Raw genomic sequence first — 15,337 nt, forward strand, 5'->3', positions numbered from 1 at the left:
TAAACTAGGGGTTCCGCCCCAGCCCCTGCATACGCGATGATCATCTACCTGCACGGTTTCCGCTCCGCTCCCGCGTCGATCAAGGCACAGGCGCTGCAACGCCACATGGCCGAAAAGGGGCTCGCCGACGAATTCTGGTGCGAGCAGCTGCCGCACGAGCCGGACGCCGCGATTGCGCTGATCGAGCGCCGCATCGCGCGCTGCCGTGCAGAGCGCCCCGAGCTCCCGCCCACACTGGTCGGCAGCTCGCTGGGCGGCTACTACGCGACGCACCTCGCCGAAAAGCACGGCCTCAGGGCCGCGCTCGTCAACCCGGCGGTCGTCGCGCCGCTGTCGCTGGAGGCCTACGTCGGCATGCAGACCAACCTGTACACCGGCGAATCCTTCGACTTCAAGCACGAGTACATCGCGCAACTGCGTGCCATGGATGTCGCGACGATCACCCGCCCGCAGGACTTCTGGCTGCTGGTCGAGACCGGCGACGAGGTACTGGACTACCGCGATGCCGTCGCGAAATACGCCGGTGCGCGCCAGACCGTGCTCGAAGGCGGCGACCACGGCTTCTCGCGCTGGACCGACTACCTCGACGAGGTGATCGCCTTCGCCGGAATCACCCGATGAGCACGCACCCAGGCTTCGACGTGCGCCGCTTCAAGGCGCAGGAGCGCGCCGGTTTCAACCGCATCGCCGCGCGCTACGCGGAAGGCGCTCACCTGCGCGCCGACCTCGCACAAGCCCTGCTCGACGCGGCCGACCTCGCGCCCGGCCAGCGGGTGCTCGATCTCGCGAGCGGGCCGGGCCTCCTCGCCCGCGACGCTGCCGCCCGCATCGCACCGGGCGGCTGGGTGCTCGCGAGCGACATCGCCGAGGGCATGCTCGCCGAGGGCGCCCGCCGCACCGCCGCCGAGGGCAAGGCCGACGCCCTCGCCTTCGCCGCCGCCGACGCCGAACACCTGTGCCTGCCGGACGCGAGCTTCGACCGCGTGCTCGCGGGCCTCGCGCTCTTCATGTTCCCGCACCCGCAGCAGGCGCTCGCGGAGATGCGCCGCGTGCTGCGCCCCGGCGGGCGCATCGCGCTGTCGGTGTGGGGGCTGCGCGAGTACGTGCCGCTGATCGCGCGTGCGCAGGACTGCATCGCGCGGCTGCTGCCGCCGCCCAAGGTCGCACGTCCCTCGGTGTTCCGCTTCGGCGATGCCGCGGCCCTGACGGCCATCCTCGAAGACGCGGGCTTCGCGGACGTGCGCATCGCCCCCTGCCCCTTCCGCTGCCACTTTGCCGACGCCGAAGGCTACTGGCAGGCCTTCCTCGATCTCGCCGGCGGAGCGGCCGAGGCCCTGTCGCGCCTGCCCGAGGCCACCCAGGCGACCCTGCGCGCGGCGGTCGCGGCCGACCTCGAAGGCCACCGCGGCGCGGACGGCGGCTACACCGTCGAAGCCCTCGCGCTCGTCGCCACCGCCGCCGCATGACGGGCGCCGCGGCCGAATCGCACCGGCGCCGCCAGGGTGTCATCGCGACGCTGATCGCCTTCACGATGTGGGGGCTGATGCCGCTCTACTTCAAGGCGGTCGGCAGCGTGCCGCCGGGCGAGATCGTCGCGCATCGCGTGCTGTGGTCGGTCGTCTTCCTCCTCGCGCTGCTCGCGCTGTGGCGCGGCTTCGACGGCCTGCGCCGCGTCGCGGCCCAGCCGCGCCTGATCGGCCTGCTCGCGCTGTCGGCCTCGCTCACCGGCAGCAACTGGCTGGTCTTCGTGTGGGCGATCTCCGCCGACAAGCTGCTCGAAGCGAGCCTGGGTTACTTCATCAACCCCCTGGTGAGCATCCTCCTCGGCCGCCTCGTGCTCGGCGAGCGCATGCGCCCGCTGCAGCAGGCGGCCGTCGCGCTCGCCTGCGCCGGCGTGGCGTGGCGCGTGTGGCAGGTCGGCACGCTACCGTGGATCGCGCTCTTCCTCGCGGGCACCTTCGGCCTGTACGGCCTGCTGCGCAAGCGCGCGCCCGTCGATGCGATCAACGGCCTGTTCGTCGAAACCCTGGTCACGGCGCCGCTCGCGCTCGGCTGGCTGGCCTGGCTCGCCAGCCACGGCACGCTGCAGTTCGGCCAGGCGTTCGCGACCGACGCGCTGCTACCCCTCGCCGGCGTGCTCACGGCCGTGCCGCTGATGCTGTTCGCGCTCGGCGCCCAGCGCCTGCCGCTGTCGACGATCGGCTTCCTGCAGTACCTCGCGCCCAGCCTCAACTTCCTGCTCGCCGTGTTCGTCTTCCGCGAACCCTTCGATGCCGGCCAGTTCGCCGGCTTCGCGCTGATCTGGGCCGCGCTCGCCGTCTATTCGGTCGACATGCTGCGGGCGAACCGGGCAGCCCGATAGTCCCCGCCCCCTCTGCGCCCGACGGTCGAATCCTTTAAACTGTCGGGCTTGCTCAAGTATGGCGGTTCCGATGTTCGTGCTGTTCGAAGAGGATGGGGCCTTCAAGGCCGGGACCGTCCTCGCTGATAACGATTCCTCGCTGCAGGTCGAGACGTCCCACGGCAAGCGCGTGAAGCTCAAAAGCAACCACGTGCTGATGCGCTTCCGCGAGCCCGCGCCGGCCGAACTGCTCAACCGCGCCGAAGCCGGCGCCGAGGAGCTGGACACCGCCTTCCTGTGGGAAGTGTGCGGCGACGACGAATTCGCCTTCGACGCGTTCGCCGCCGAATACCACGGACACGCACCGAACGCGGTCGAGTCGGCGAGCATCCTGCTGCGCCTGCACTCGGCGCCGATCTACTTCCACCGCAAGGGCCGCGGCCGCTTCCGCAAGGCGCCCGCCGACATCCTGCAGGCCGCGCTCGCCGGCCTGGAGAAGAAACGCCAGCAGGCCGAGGCGATCGAGCGCATGCGCGCCGAACTGGTCGAGGGCCGCATGCCGCCCGAGATCGCCGGCATGCTGCCGCAACTGCTCTACCGCCCGGACCGCAACCGCGTCGAGACCAAGGCCTTCGAGGCCGCCTGCGTCGACACCGGGCTGTCGGCGCCGCGCCTGCTGCTGCAATGCGGCGCGCTGGAGTCGAGCTACGACTTCCACTACAACCGCTTCCTGTTCGAATACTTCGAGGAAGGCACCGCCTTCCCGGCCTTCGAAGCCCCGGCCGACCCGGCGGATCTCCCGCTCGCACGAGTCGCCGCGTTCTCGATCGACGACGCCACCACCACCGAGATCGACGACGCCTTCTCGGTAACGCCGCGCGAAGGCGGCGGCTGGCGCATCGGCATCCACATCGCCGCGCCCGCGCTCGGCTTCGCGCGCGGCTCCTCGCTCGACGCGATCGCGCGCCGGCGCCTGTCGACCGTCTATATGCCGGGCAACAAGATCACGATGCTGCCCGACGCGGTCGTCGAGACCTTCACGCTCGCCGCCGGCCGCGACTGCCCGGCCGTGTCGCTGTACCTCGACGTCACCGCGGCGCTCGCCGTCCAGCGCCACGAGACCGTCGTCGAGCGCGTGCCCATCGTCGCCAACCTGCGCCACCACGACATCGAGCCGCTCTTCAACGAGCAGGTGCTGCACGACCACTCCGGCGGCCCCGACTTCGAATGGAAGCGCGAACTCACCCTGCTGTGGGACCTCGCCAACGTGCTCGAGGCCGGCCGCGGCAAGGCCGAGGACAACCGCAACCAGGTCGACTTCAACTTCTACGTCGATTGGCAGACGCACACCGCGGACGGCCCCGGCTACGTCACGATCACCCAGAGGAAGCGCGGCTCGCCACTCGACAAGCTGGTGGCCGAGATGATGATTCTCGCCAACTCCACCTGGGGCAAGCTCCTCGACGAGGCCGGCATCCCCGGCCTGTATCGCGTGCAGAGCGGCGGCAAGGTGCGCATGTCGACCGCCGCCGGCCCGCACGACGGCCTGGGCGTGGACTGCTATGCGTGGTCGAGCTCGCCGCTGCGCCGCTACGTCGACATGGTCAACCAGTGGCAGATCATCTCGGTGCTGCGCGACGAGGCGCCCGCGTTCGCGCCCAAGTCCGCCGACCTGATGGCCGCGATGCGCGACTTCGACGTCACCTACGCCGCCTACGCCGAGTTCCAGCGCCAGATGGAGCGCTACTGGTGCCTGCGCTGGCTGCGCCAGCAGCCCGGCATCGCCGTCGACGGCAAGGTGCTGCGCGACAACCTCGTGCGCCTCGACGCGATCCCGCTGATGGTCAAGGTGCCCTCGCTGCCGGTCATGCTGCCCGGCACGCGTGTGCGCCTGACGGTCGAGCACAGCGACCTGCTCGACGTCGACATCAGCGCGCGCTTCGTCGAGATGCTCGCCGAACCCGACCCCGCCGACGCGGCCGACGCGGCGCTCGAAGGCAACTGAAAACCGCACGGCATGGCTCGCAACCAGGACCTTCGTTCCCCGCACATGAACGGCGCCCCGGCGCGCAGCGCGCCTGCCGCCCGCGCCTCCGGCGGCGGCATCCTGCAGGGCGACCCCTTGCTCGCGATCGCCTTCCTGCTGTCCCTCGCGATCCATGCGCTGGCGCTGTCCGTCGGCTTCACGATGGACAGTGGTCCGCGCCCGCGCGAACTCGATCGCGGCCTGGAAGTGGTGCTGGTAAACGCACGCCACGCCCGCGCCCCCGAGAAGGCCGATGTGCTCGCTCAGGCCAACCTCGACGGCGGCGGCAACAGCGAACAGAACGCGCGGCCGAAGTCGCCCCTGCCGCCGCAACCGACGCAGCGCGACGGCGACGCCCTCGCCGAATCCCGCAAGCGCACCTCGGATCGCAGCGCCGCACGGCCCGAGGTCATGACGACCCAGAAATCGGCCGCACAGACCCAGGCCGCGGTGCAGCAGCCCGACCCCGCCGCCGTCGAGCCCAAGCCGTCCGGCCTCGATCTCCTCGACAGCGTTGCCGCCGCCGCGCGCCTCGAGGCCGAGATCGACCGCAAGCTCGACGAATACGCCAAGCGCCCGCGCAGGAAGTTCGTCGGCGCGAAGGCGAAGGAGTATCGCCTCGCCCAGTACGTGGAGGACTGGCGCCAGAAGATCGAACGCGTCGGCACCCTCAACTACCCCGATGCCGCTCGCGGCCGCCTGTACGGCAGCCTGCTGCTGCTCGTCGCGATCCGCGCCGACGGCTCGGTGGAGCGCGTCGAGGTGCAGCGCTCGTCGGGCGAACCCGTCCTCGACGAAGCCGCCAAACGCATCGTCACGCTCGCGGCCCCCTTTTCGAGTTTCCCGAACGACGTCCGCGCCGACACCGATATCATCGAGATCGTCAGGACCTGGACCTTCACCAACGCCGACCGCCTCACCGCCCACTAGACCCGTCCATGGACCGCTACGCCGTCATCGGAAACCCCGTCGCCCACAGCAAGTCCCCGACGATCCACGCGGCCTTCGCCGCACAGACCGGCCAGACGCTCGCCTACGAGGCCCTGCTCGCGCCGCTGGACGGCTTCGCCGCGACGGTCGCGGCCTTCCGCGCTGCCGGCGGGCGCGGCTGCAACGTCACTGTGCCGTTCAAGCTCGAGGCCTTCGCGCTGGCGGAGCGCCGCTCGCCGCGCGCGCAGGCCGCCGGCGCCGTGAACACCCTCAAGTTCGACGCCGACGGCATCTACGGCGACAACACCGACGGTGCCGGCCTCGTGCGCGACCTCACGCACAACCTCGACTGCCCGCTCGCCGGCCGCCGCATCCTGCTGCTGGGCGCAGGCGGCGCTGCGCGCGGCGTGATGCTGCCGCTGCTGGCCGCGGCCCCCGCCCGCCTCACGCTCGCCAACCGCACGGTCGCACGCGCCGAGGCGCTGGTCGCCGAGTTCGCCGCCGGCGCCGGCAACACGCCGCTCGCCGCCGGCGGCTTCACCGACCTGGCCGGCGCGCAGTTCGACGTCGTCATCAACGCAACCGCGGCGAGCCTCGCCGACGAGGCCCCGCCGCTGCCTCCCGGCCTGTACGCCCCCGGCGCGCTGGCCTACGACATGATGTACGGCCGTGGCGACACCGCCTTCCTCGCCGCGGCCCGCCGCGACGGCGCGGCGCGTCTTGCCGACGGGCTCGGCATGCTCGTCGAGCAGGCCGCCGAGAGCTTCCTGCTGTGGCGCGACGTGCGGCCCGAGACCGCGCCGGTCCTCGCCGAGTTGCGGCGCCAGATCGAAGGCCGATGAAGGCACTCCTGCGGCGCGCCGGCTGGGTGGGCGTGGCGCTCCTGGCGCTACTCGCGCTGTACCAGCTGTGGATCTTCCTGCTGGTGCTGTGGTGGAGCCACTTCAACCCGTCCAGCACCAGCTTCATGGACATCCGTCTCGACGAGCTGCAGGAAAAGCGCCCCAACGCCGAGCTGCGCCACGAGTGGGTGCCCTACGAACGCATCTCCATCCATCTCAAGCGCGCCGTGATCGCCGCGGAAGACGACAGCTTCGTCGACCACGAAGGCTTCGACTGGGAAGGCATCCAGCGCGCGATGGAAAAGAACCAGCGCAAGGGGCGCGCCGTCGCGGGCGGCTCCACGATCAGCCAGCAGCTCGCCAAGAACCTGTTCCTGTCACCCGCGCGCAGCTACTTCCGCAAGGCGCAGGAGGCGGTCATCACCGTGATGATCGAAACCGTGTGGAGCAAGCGCCGCATCCTCGAGGTGTACCTCAACGTGGTCGAATGGGGCACCGGCATCTTCGGCTGCGAGGCGGCCGCGCGGCGCTACTACGGGGTGCCCGCCGGCCGGCTGGGCCCCGACGAGGCCGCCCGCCTCGCGGTGATGCTGCCCAATCCGCGCAAGTACGAGAAGCAGTTCGGCCCGCGGCTGGCCGCCCACGCGGCGCGCATCCGCGGGCGCATGGCCTACGCGCAGGTGCCCTGAACGCGCCCCCGGCGGCAGCGCGGCACCGCACGCCTGCCGCGATGCAACATTTTCGGTTTTCCGGGGTCGCAAGAGCACCGCGAAATCCGTAGAATTCGCGCCTTACGACCGAAGCCCACACACCACCCGGAGGCGCCGATGAGCGAGCAGGACGAACGCCACCCGGACGACGTTCAGCAGCACCTGCGCGAAGTCCAGGAGCTGCTCGCACGCCACAAGGTGGTGGAGGATCTCGTCCATCGGCAGGACATGCCCCGCCACGAGCTGGTGGAGAACCTCGTCCACAAGCAGCACGTCGCCGAACTCCAGGCCAAGCTCGACACGCTGCACCCCGCGGACATCGCCTACATCCTCGAGGCACTTCCCCTCCAGGACCGCCTGTTCGTGTGGGACCTGGTCAAGGCCGAGCGCGACGGCGACATCCTGCTCGAAGTCTCCGACGCGGTGCGCGAGTCCCTCATCGAGACGATGGACCCGCACGAGCTCAAGGCCGCGGCGGAAACCCTCGATGCCGACGAGCTCGCCGACCTCGCCCCCGACCTGCCGCCCGAGGTCATGCTGGACGTGTTCCAGTCGCTCGACAGCGAGGAACGCGAACAGCTGCGCGCAGCGATGTCCTTTCCCGAGGACTCGGTCGGCGCGCTGATGGACTTCGACATGGTGACCGTCCGCGAGGACGTCACGCTCGAGGTCGTGCTGCGCTACCTGCGCCGCTTCGACGAGCTGCCCGACCACACCGACAAGCTCTTCGTGATCGACCGCGAAGACCATCTGAAAGGCATCCTGACGCTCGAATCGCTGCTCATCAACGACCCGGAGATGGTGGTCGGCGAGGTCATGCACAAGGAAAACGTCATCAGCTTCGAGCCCGAGGACGAAGCCGACGACGCCGCCCAGGCGTTCGAGCGCTACGACCTCGTGTCCGCGCCGGTGATCGACGCCGAGAAGCGCGTCATTGGCCGGCTGACCGTCGCCGACGTCGTCGATTACATCCGCGAGGAATCCGAGCACGAGATCCTCAGCCACGCCGGTCTGCGCGAGGAGGAAGACATCTTCGCGTCGGTGTGGGACTCGGTGAAGAACCGCTGGGCGTGGCTGGCGATCAACCTCGTCACCGCCTTCATCGCCTCGCGCGTGATCGGCGCCTTCGAAGGCTCGATCGAGAAGCTCGTCGCGCTGGCCGCGCTGATGCCCATCGTCGCCGGCATCGGCGGCAACTCCGGCAACCAGACGGTGACGATGATCGTGCGCGCAATCGCGATGGGGCAGGTCGAGCAGTCCGCGATGCAGCGCCTGATGCGCAAGGAGATGGGTGTTGCCGTCGTCAACGGCCTGGTATGGGGCGGGCTGCTCGGGATCCTCGCGTGGGTCCTCTACGGCAGCGCCTCGCTGGGCGCCGTGATGACCGCCGCGATGACGCTCAACCTGCTGCTCGCCGCCTGCGCCGGCGTGCTGATCCCGATGGTGCGCCTGCGCTTCGGCGCCGACCCGGCGATGGGCGGTTCGGTGCTGATCACCGCGCTGACCGACTCGGGCGGCTTCTTCATTTTCCTCGGGCTGGCGACGCTGTTCCTGCTGTAGGGCGCCAATTTTCCTGTGGGAGCGGCTTCAGCCGCGAATCAGCCCGGCAGCGTGCGATACCGCCCATTCGCGGCTGAAGCCGCTCCCACATAGACGTGCGCCCCTCAGTCCAGCTGTGCGAACACCTCGCGCGCCGCCGCAATCGTCGCGTCGATATCCGCCGCGGTGTGCGCCGCCGACACGAAGCCCGCCTCGAAGGCCGAGGGCGCGAAGTAGTGGCCCGCCTCCAGCATCGCGTGGAAGAAGCGGTTGAAGGTGTCGCGGTCGGAGGCCATCACCTCGGTGAAGGAACGCGGCACGCGCTCGGCGAAGTACAGACCGAACATGCCGCCCACCGAATCGGCGCAGAAGCTCACGCCCGCATCACGCGCGGCGGCCGACAGGCCGTCCACGAGTTGCGTCGCCCGCACGGCGAGGGCGTCGTAGAAGCCCGGCTCGCGCACGAGCTTCAGGGACGCGAGACCGGCCGCGACCGCGACCGGGCTGCCCGACAGCGTGCCGGCCTGATACACCGAGCCCAGCGGCGCGATGTGGTTCATGATGTCGCGCCGGCCGCCGAAGGCGCCCACCGGCATGCCGCCGCCGATCACCTTGCCCAGCGTCGTCAGATCCGGTGTGATGCCGTAAAGCCCCTGCACGCCCTGCGCGCCGACGCGGAAGCCGGTCATGACCTCGTCGAAGATCAGCACGGCACCGTACTTGGTGCACAGCTCGCGCAACCCCTCGAGGAAACCCGGCAGCGGCTTGATCAGGTTCATGTTGCCGGCGACCGCTTCGACGATCACAGCAGCGACCTCGTTGCCGCGCGCCTTGAAGACATCCTCGACCTGCCCCAGGTCGTTGTAGTCGAGCACGATCGTGTGCTTCGCGAAGTCCGCCGGCACGCCGCCGGAGGACGGATTGCCGAAGGTCAGCAGGCCCGAGCCCGCCTTCACCAGCAGGCTGTCGGCGTGGCCGTGGTAGCAGCCCTCGAACTTGATGATCGCATCGCGCCCGGTGAAGCCACGCGCGAGACGGATCGCGCTCATCGTCGCCTCGGTGCCGGAGCTCACCAGCCGCACCATGTCGATCGACGGCATCAGCTCGCAGATGAGCTCCGCCATCTCCACCTCGGCCTCGGTCGGCGCCCCGAAGGACAAGCCGCGCAGCGCCGCCTCGCGCACCGCCTCGACGATGGCCGGATGGGCGTGGCCGGTGATCGCCGGGCCCCACGAACCGACGTAGTCGATATAGTCCTTGCCGTCCGCATCCCACACGCGCGCGCCCTGCGCGCGCTCGATGAAGCGCGGCGAACCGCCCACCGAGCGGAAGGCCCGCACGGGCGAATTGACGCCGCCCGGGATGGTTGCCTGGGCTCGCTGGAAGAGGATTTCGTTCTTGCTCGTCATGTCGGTGTGCACTCGTCTATTGGCAATGGTGGAAGAAGGACCGCGCCGGGCGCGGAGAATTCAGCCGGGCAGGCCGAAGGCCGCACGATATGCGGCCGCGCGGGCGCCCGGATCGGGATAGTCGAACACGTCGGCGATCACCGCCAGCAGGTCCGCCCCTGCGGCGATCGCCTGCGGCGCATTGTCCAGCGTGATGCCGCCGATCGCCGCGACCGGCAGCTCGAGCTCGCGCCGCGCGCGCGTCAGCAGATCGAGCGGCGCATGTACCGCCGCGGGCTTGGTCGAGGACGCGAACACCGCGCCGAAAGCCACGTAGTCGGCCCCCGCCGCGGCACCCTCCTCGGCCCGCTCCCATTCGTTGTAACAGGTCACGCCGAGGATGCGCCCCGGTCCCAGCGCCGCGCGCGCCGCGCGCAGGTCGCCGTCGTCGCGCCCGAGATGCACGCCGTCCGCTTCGAGCGCGAGGGCCAGCTCGAGGCTGTCGTTCACGATGAAGGGCACGCCGGCCTCCCGGCACAGCGCGGCAACGCCCGCCGCCTGCTCGCGCCGCAAGGCCGCATCGGCATGCTTGCTGCGGTACTGCACGAGGGCCGGCCGCCCCGCGAGCGCCCGGCGGACTCCCGCCAACAAGGCCGCGCTGTCGGCGGTGTCGGGGGTGATCAGATAGAGACCGCGCAGGGCGAAGTCACGCTTTGCCATCTTCATCCTCGTTTGCCCGCGCCCAGAAGAAGCGATCCGGGATCGCCATGCCCATGCCGGGCCGATACGCGCTCGTCAGCGCCTGCACGGTGAATTCCTGCGCCTCGCGCACCGCCTCGGCCACCGCCATGCCTTGCGCCAGCGCGCCCACGAGTGCCGCCGCCAGCGTCGCCCCGGCCCCGAGGAAGGGCCCCGGCAGTCGCTCCCACGCATCCGTCCGCACGACGCCCTCGCGGCCCACCAGCACGTTCACGAGCTGCGGCCCGGGCTCACCGGCACCGGTCAGCAACACATATTGCACGCCGCGCCCGAGCACGCGCGCAATCGCATCCGCCAGCGACAGGGCCTCGTCCTCCTCGCTGTCGTCGTCGTCCGTGTCGTCCGTGTCGTCCGCTTCGCCGCCCTCGAAGATCTCGCCGAGCGCATCGAATTCGTCGGCATCGACGAATTCGCCGTCCTCATCGTCGCCGTCGTCGCCTTCCGGCGTCAGGGCCGCAAGCTGCAACACCTCGCTGCGGCTGGCGACCAGCACCGTCACCTGCGGCAGCACCAGCTCCGCGAGCGCCGCCAGCATGTCCTCGCCCGCGGCTTCCTCGCCATCGACGATGGACAGCGCCGGCTCCAGCACCAGCGGGACATCGGGATAATCGGAAAGGATCTCGGCGATCGCCGCGACATTCTCGACACTGCCGAGCAGGCCCAGCTTGAAGGCCTGCACCGGGATATCCTCAAGCAAGGCCCGCGCCTGCGAATCGACCGCATCGGCATCCAGCGCGAGCAGCTCCTCGACGCCGCGCGTGTCGCGCACCGCGATCGCGGCCACGACGGACAGGGGATGACATCCCATGCTCGCCAGCGTCAGGACATCCGACTGGAGGCCGGCACCGGCGGTCGCGTCGCTGGTGGCGAAGCACAGCACGACAGGGGGAACTGCGGTGAATCCGAGGGGCATGACGGAATCTGCCGGTTACGCCAGACGCCTGTTCTGGCACGGCATGAAAAATGCGGTAAGATGCGGCGGATTTTACAGCCAATTTGCCCGGAGCATGCTTACAGATGGCCAATACGCGCCCCCATACCGGAAGCATCCGGCGCGCGCGCTCATCGGCCACCCTGATGGGGGCGCTTGCGACAACGCCGCGGCCATCGGACGGGACACGGGGATGCGGCCCGCATGCCGCCGGCGCGAAGCAGTGCCTTCGCCGCATGCTCCTGAAGACATGTGGATGCATCGCCGCGCCGGCACAAGCGGCATCTCGCAGCACGTGCGCGACGCCGGAGCGCGCGCGCAGCCACCACGCCGGCCACGCCAGCAAGGATTGAAGCCATGGATCTGACCGGACTCAAGGTGATGGTGATCGACGACAGCAACACCATCCGCCGCAGCGCCGAGATTTTTCTCACCAACTCGGGCTGCCAGGTGCTGCTGGCGGAAGACGGCTTCGACGCCCTCGCGAAAATCGCCGACCACCATCCCGACGTGATCTTCGTAGACATCATGATGCCGCGGCTCGACGGCTACCAGACCTGCGCGCTGATCAAGAAAAATCCGCAGCTCGCCGCGACCCCGGTGATCATGCTGTCGTCCAAGGACGGCCTGTTCGACCGCGCGCGCGGCCGCATGGTCGGATCCGACGAATACCTCACCAAGCCCTTCACCAAGGACAGCCTGCTCAAGGCGGTCGCCACCCATGCCGCGCGCAAGGCCGGCACGGGCCTTTGACTGGAGACTCATCGCAATGCCGATCAAGAAGATTCTGGTGGTCGACGATTCCCCGACCGAACGCCTCGCCCTGACCGAGCTGCTGACTGCGAAAGGCTACCAGGTCGTCACCGCCGAAAGCGGCGAAGACGCCATTGCGCGCAGCAAGAGCGAAAAGCCCGATCTCATCCTGATGGACGTCGTCATGCCCGGCATGAACGGCTACCAGGCCACGCGCACCATCTCGCGCGACGAGGCCACGAGCGCCATCCCGATCATCATGTGCACCAGCAAGGGTCTCGAGACCGACCGCATCTGGGGGATGCGTCAGGGCGCGCACGACTACCTCGTCAAGCCCGTCAACCCCGCGGATCTTCTCGCACGCATCCAGGCGCTGGGCTGACGCTCGATGACCAAGCGACTCAGCCTGCGCGAATTCCAGGAAGACCTGGTGAAGCGCTTTGCCGAAGCACAGAGCGGCAACCGCCGCGCATTGCTGGGCGTGCGGGCGGGGCGCGAAAACTGGCTGATCAACCTCACCGACAGCGGCGAGATCCTGCCCGCCCCGCCGCTCGCGCCCGTGCCGCTCACGCACGACTGGTTTCGCGGCCTCGCGAACGTGCGCGGCACGCTGTTCAGCGTGGTCGATTTCTCCGCCTTTCATGACGGACCGCTCACCCCGCCCGGCGGATCTGCGCGCCTGCTGCTGGTCGGCGCACGCCACGGCACGAACTGCGCGCTGCTGATCTCGAGCGCCCTCGGACTGCGCAACCCGGACGACTTCCATGTCGATCCCGATGGCGGCGCGGACGATCGCCCCTGGGTCGCCGAGCGCCTGCTCGACACCCGCGACCAGCACTGGCTGCGGCTGGACGTGCCGACGCTGCTCGCACAACGCGGCTTCCTGCAGGCCGGACTCGAGTGAGCACGCACGCGCCCCATTTCCCAAACCTTCACGGCAACCCATCATCCGATCTCGCGGAGCACACACCATGGCCCTCAAGCTTCCGACGCTGAACTTCAAGAAAAAGAAGAAGGCCGACCCGGAAGGCGCGCCCCTCGCCACCACCATCATGGAGGCGGTCCCGCCGCGGCGCAGCCCCGAACCGGCAGCAGCGAAGGGCGGCGGCAAGCGGGCAGGCAACGCTGCCAACCGCTTCGGCATGCTCGCCACGGTCTTCGCCGCAGCGTCCATGGTGGGTCTGGGCCTGCTCTACTACCAGTACCGCCAGTCGGGCAACGCGACGGCCTACATCGCCGCGGCAGGCGAGATGGAAACCACCGCGCAGCGCATCGCCAAGGCCGCCCAGCTCTCCCTGCAAGGCAACACGCAGGCCTTCGCCGAGCTGCGCACGAGCACGAACCGCTTCACCGCGCTGCTGGACGCCCTGGCGAACGGCGGCGACATCGAAGGCCGCAGCCTCCCGGCCGCGCCCGCGGACGTACAGCCGCGGGTGGAAGACCTCGCGGCAAAATGGCGCCCCACCGCGGAGCTCGCCAACCAGCTGATCGCCCAGGAAAGCAATCTCCTCGTGCTCAACCGCTCGGTCGCCACGATCAACCAGCAGAACGAGTCCCTGTATGAACAGGCGCGGCAGATCGTACAGGCGCGCGTCGGCAGCAATGCGCGCGACGTCACGGCCGCCACGAACAGCGTCGTGCTGACGCAGCGCATCGCCAAGAACGCCAACGCGCTGCTGGTCGCGAACGCGATCGACCCGGAAACGGCCTTCGCGCTGGGCAAGGATGCCAAGTCGCTGACCGAGGTGATCAACGAGCTGCGCGCGACCACCACCGATCCCGAAGGGCGGCGACGCGTAAATGAATTCGCGACCGGCGCCACCGAGACCCTCGACGCCGTCGACGACATCCTGCAGCACATCCAGACGCTCGTGCAGGCGAAGAAGGCCGGCAGCGACATCTTCGGCGCGTCCGAGCCGCTGTCGAGCAGCGCTAGCGAACTCTCCGCGGCGCTGTCCGGCGCCACCGGCGGCCTGTCGCCGGCGACGCTCGGCGTCGCGCTCGCCGCGATTGTCGGCCTCATGGCCCTGAGCCGCATGGCGCAGGTGAACAACCGCGAACTCGCCGCGCGCCAGCACGAAGCCGAACAGCACCAGCGCACCGCGGAGAACGAGCGCAACATGGCGCAGCAGGCGATCCTGCGCCTGATGAACGAGATGGGCGATCTCGCCGACGGCGACCTCACCGTACGCACCACCGTTTCCGAAGACATCACCGGCGCGATCGCCGACTCGGTCAACTACACCATCGAGGAACTCTCGGTGCTGGTGCGCCGCATCAACGACGCCGCAACGCGCGTGACGCAGGCGACCGAATCCGCGCAGAAGACCTCCACCGAGCTCCTCGGCGCGACCGAACGGCAATCGCGCGAGATCGAGGAAGTCGGCGCAACCGTCGAGCAGATGGCCAAGACCATGACGGAATCGTCCGAACGTGCCCTGCGCTCCGCCCAGGTCGCGCGGCGCTCGCTGGAATCGGCACGCAAGGGCGCGGGCGCCGTGGAAAACACCATCAAGGGCATGAACGGCATCCGCGAGCAGATCCAGGAAACCTCGAAGCGGATCAAACGCCTCGGCGAATCCTCGCAGGAGATCGGCGAGATCGTCGAACTGATTTCCGACATTACCGAACAGACCAACGTCCTCGCGCTGAACGCGGCCATCCAGGCCGCCTCGGCAGGCGAAGCGGGCCGCGGCTTCACCGTCGTCGCGGAAGAAGTGCAGCGCCTCGCGGAGCGCTCCGCCGAGGCGACCAAGCAGATCGCGGCGATCGTGAAGACGATTCAGACCGACACCAAGGACGCCGTCGGCTCAATGGAAAACGCCACCCGCGACGTGGTCGAAGGCGCGCAGCTGTCCGATGCTGCCGGCCAGGCGCTGGCCGAGATCGGCGAGGTGTCGACCGAGGCCGCGCGCCTCATTGAACAGATTTCCAGTGACACGCAGCACCAGGCAGCCACCGCGACCCGCGTCGCCGAAACCATGAAGGAAATTCTCGCGATTACCGAACAGACCGCGACCGGCACGCGCCAGACCGCCGTGTCGGTCGGCCAGCTCGCCGACCTCGCCGTCGAACTCAAGGGTTCGGTGTCGGGCTTCAAGGTCTGACGCACTCGCCC

The 15,337-nt window shown here is 69.4% G+C and carries 15 protein-coding genes; 12 read left to right on the top strand and 3 right to left on the bottom strand.

Features of this window, described 5'->3' with window-relative positions; genetic code table 11:
- Positions 1–36 precede the first annotated feature (36 nt).
- The 8 genes from GO615_RS09710 (at position 37) to mgtE (ending at position 8,409) form a co-directional block, all read left to right on the top strand.
- Positions 37–621, top strand: a complete 585-nt coding sequence (locus GO615_RS09710) for a YqiA/YcfP family alpha/beta fold hydrolase (RefSeq protein ID WP_169127379.1) — start codon at positions 37–39, stop codon at positions 619–621.
- Positions 618–1,466, top strand: a complete 849-nt coding sequence (locus GO615_RS09715) for a methyltransferase domain-containing protein (RefSeq protein WP_169127381.1) — start codon at positions 618–620, stop codon at positions 1,464–1,466. Before GO615_RS09710 ends, GO615_RS09715 begins: the two co-directional genes overlap by 4 nt.
- Positions 1,463–2,362, top strand: coding sequence for an EamA family transporter RarD (gene rarD, locus GO615_RS09720; protein ID WP_169127383.1), 900 nt, complete (start codon positions 1,463–1,465; stop codon positions 2,360–2,362). Before GO615_RS09715 ends, rarD begins: the two co-directional genes overlap by 4 nt.
- Positions 2,363–2,432: 70 nt before the next feature.
- Positions 2,433–4,346, top strand: coding sequence for a ribonuclease catalytic domain-containing protein (locus GO615_RS09725; protein WP_169127385.1), 1,914 nt, complete (start codon positions 2,433–2,435; stop codon positions 4,344–4,346).
- 12 nt (positions 4,347–4,358) lie between these two features.
- Complete coding sequence (locus GO615_RS09730) at positions 4,359–5,297, top strand: energy transducer TonB (protein WP_169127387.1); 939 nt, start codon at positions 4,359–4,361, stop codon at positions 5,295–5,297.
- Between the two features lie 8 nt (positions 5,298–5,305).
- Positions 5,306–6,139 carry a shikimate dehydrogenase gene (aroE, locus tag GO615_RS09735; RefSeq protein ID WP_169127389.1) on the top strand — a complete coding sequence of 278 codons (834 nt, stop codon included), beginning with the start codon at positions 5,306–5,308 and terminating at the stop codon, positions 6,137–6,139.
- The gene (gene mtgA, locus GO615_RS09740; protein WP_169127391.1) at positions 6,136–6,828 is read left to right on the top strand and encodes a monofunctional biosynthetic peptidoglycan transglycosylase; all 693 of its coding nucleotides are present in this window, start codon (positions 6,136–6,138) and stop codon (positions 6,826–6,828) included. The genes aroE and mtgA overlap by 4 nt, the downstream gene beginning before the upstream one ends.
- 138 nt (positions 6,829–6,966) lie before the next feature.
- Positions 6,967–8,409, top strand: coding sequence for a magnesium transporter (gene mgtE / locus GO615_RS09745; protein ID WP_169127393.1), 1,443 nt, complete (start codon positions 6,967–6,969; stop codon positions 8,407–8,409).
- Between the two features lie 104 nt (positions 8,410–8,513).
- Here the strand turns inward: mgtE and hemL are convergent, their stop codons facing one another.
- Genes hemL through thiD form a run of 3 tightly spaced genes read right to left on the bottom strand, consistent with a single transcriptional unit; the run spans position 8,514 to position 11,448 of the window.
- Complete coding sequence (hemL, locus tag GO615_RS09750) at positions 8,514–9,797, bottom strand: glutamate-1-semialdehyde 2,1-aminomutase (protein ID WP_169127395.1); 1,284 nt, start codon at positions 9,795–9,797, stop codon at positions 8,514–8,516.
- A 60-nt stretch (positions 9,798–9,857) separates the two neighbouring features.
- Entirely contained in the window at positions 9,858–10,502 is a 645-nt protein-coding gene (gene thiE / locus GO615_RS09755) for a thiamine phosphate synthase (protein ID WP_422614265.1), read from the bottom strand.
- The gene (gene thiD, locus GO615_RS09760; protein ID WP_169127399.1) at positions 10,483–11,448 is read right to left on the bottom strand and encodes a bifunctional hydroxymethylpyrimidine kinase/phosphomethylpyrimidine kinase; all 966 of its coding nucleotides are present in this window, start codon (positions 11,446–11,448) and stop codon (positions 10,483–10,485) included. Before thiD ends, thiE begins: the two co-directional genes overlap by 20 nt.
- A 375-nt stretch (positions 11,449–11,823) precedes the next feature.
- Between thiD and GO615_RS09765 the strand changes: the two genes are divergently transcribed.
- The 4 genes from GO615_RS09765 (at position 11,824) to GO615_RS09780 (ending at position 15,326) form a co-directional block, all read left to right on the top strand.
- Positions 11,824–12,219, top strand: coding sequence for a response regulator (locus GO615_RS09765; RefSeq protein WP_169127401.1), 396 nt, complete (start codon positions 11,824–11,826; stop codon positions 12,217–12,219).
- Positions 12,220–12,235: 16 nt separating this feature from the next.
- Positions 12,236–12,601 carry a response regulator gene (locus GO615_RS09770; protein ID WP_169127403.1) on the top strand — a complete coding sequence of 122 codons (366 nt, stop codon included), beginning with the start codon at positions 12,236–12,238 and terminating at the stop codon, positions 12,599–12,601.
- Positions 12,602–12,607: 6 nt separating this feature from the next.
- Positions 12,608–13,123, top strand: coding sequence for a chemotaxis protein CheW (locus tag GO615_RS09775; RefSeq protein ID WP_169127404.1), 516 nt, complete (start codon positions 12,608–12,610; stop codon positions 13,121–13,123).
- Between the two features lie 67 nt (positions 13,124–13,190).
- Positions 13,191–15,326, top strand: a complete 2,136-nt coding sequence (locus tag GO615_RS09780) for a methyl-accepting chemotaxis protein (protein ID WP_169127406.1) — start codon at positions 13,191–13,193, stop codon at positions 15,324–15,326.
- Positions 15,327–15,337 lie beyond the last annotated feature (11 nt).

Origin of the sequence: Aromatoleum evansii, assembly GCF_012910805.1 — a bacterium.
In the GTDB taxonomy this organism is placed as follows: domain Bacteria; phylum Pseudomonadota; class Gammaproteobacteria; order Burkholderiales; family Rhodocyclaceae; genus Aromatoleum; species Aromatoleum evansii.

What these genes read in the sequence shown, in the direction of transcription:
- aroE (WP_169127389.1), top strand. Translation starts at nt 5,306, where the DNA reads ATGGACCGCTACGCCGTCATCGGAAACCCCGTCGCCCACAGCAAGTCC.
- thiE (WP_422614265.1), bottom strand. Translation starts at nt 10,502, where the DNA reads ATGAAGATGGCAAAGCGTGACTTCGCCCTGCGCGGTCTCTATCTGATC.
- GO615_RS09770 (WP_169127403.1), top strand. Translation starts at nt 12,236, where the DNA reads ATGCCGATCAAGAAGATTCTGGTGGTCGACGATTCCCCGACCGAACGC.
- GO615_RS09765 (WP_169127401.1), top strand. Translation starts at nt 11,824, where the DNA reads ATGGATCTGACCGGACTCAAGGTGATGGTGATCGACGACAGCAACACC.
- mgtE (WP_169127393.1), top strand. Translation starts at nt 6,967, where the DNA reads ATGAGCGAGCAGGACGAACGCCACCCGGACGACGTTCAGCAGCACCTG.
- GO615_RS09730 (WP_169127387.1), top strand. Translation starts at nt 4,359, where the DNA reads ATGGCTCGCAACCAGGACCTTCGTTCCCCGCACATGAACGGCGCCCCG.
- rarD (WP_169127383.1), top strand. Translation starts at nt 1,463, where the DNA reads ATGACGGGCGCCGCGGCCGAATCGCACCGGCGCCGCCAGGGTGTCATC.
- GO615_RS09725 (WP_169127385.1), top strand. Translation starts at nt 2,433, where the DNA reads ATGTTCGTGCTGTTCGAAGAGGATGGGGCCTTCAAGGCCGGGACCGTC.
- GO615_RS09780 (WP_169127406.1), top strand. Translation starts at nt 13,191, where the DNA reads ATGGCCCTCAAGCTTCCGACGCTGAACTTCAAGAAAAAGAAGAAGGCC.
- GO615_RS09775 (WP_169127404.1), top strand. Translation starts at nt 12,608, where the DNA reads ATGACCAAGCGACTCAGCCTGCGCGAATTCCAGGAAGACCTGGTGAAG.
- hemL (WP_169127395.1), bottom strand. Translation starts at nt 9,797, where the DNA reads ATGACGAGCAAGAACGAAATCCTCTTCCAGCGAGCCCAGGCAACCATC.
- mtgA (WP_169127391.1), top strand. Translation starts at nt 6,136, where the DNA reads ATGAAGGCACTCCTGCGGCGCGCCGGCTGGGTGGGCGTGGCGCTCCTG.
- GO615_RS09710 (WP_169127379.1), top strand. Translation starts at nt 37, where the DNA reads ATGATCATCTACCTGCACGGTTTCCGCTCCGCTCCCGCGTCGATCAAG.
- GO615_RS09715 (WP_169127381.1), top strand. Translation starts at nt 618, where the DNA reads ATGAGCACGCACCCAGGCTTCGACGTGCGCCGCTTCAAGGCGCAGGAG.
- thiD (WP_169127399.1), bottom strand. Translation starts at nt 11,448, where the DNA reads ATGCCCCTCGGATTCACCGCAGTTCCCCCTGTCGTGCTGTGCTTCGCC.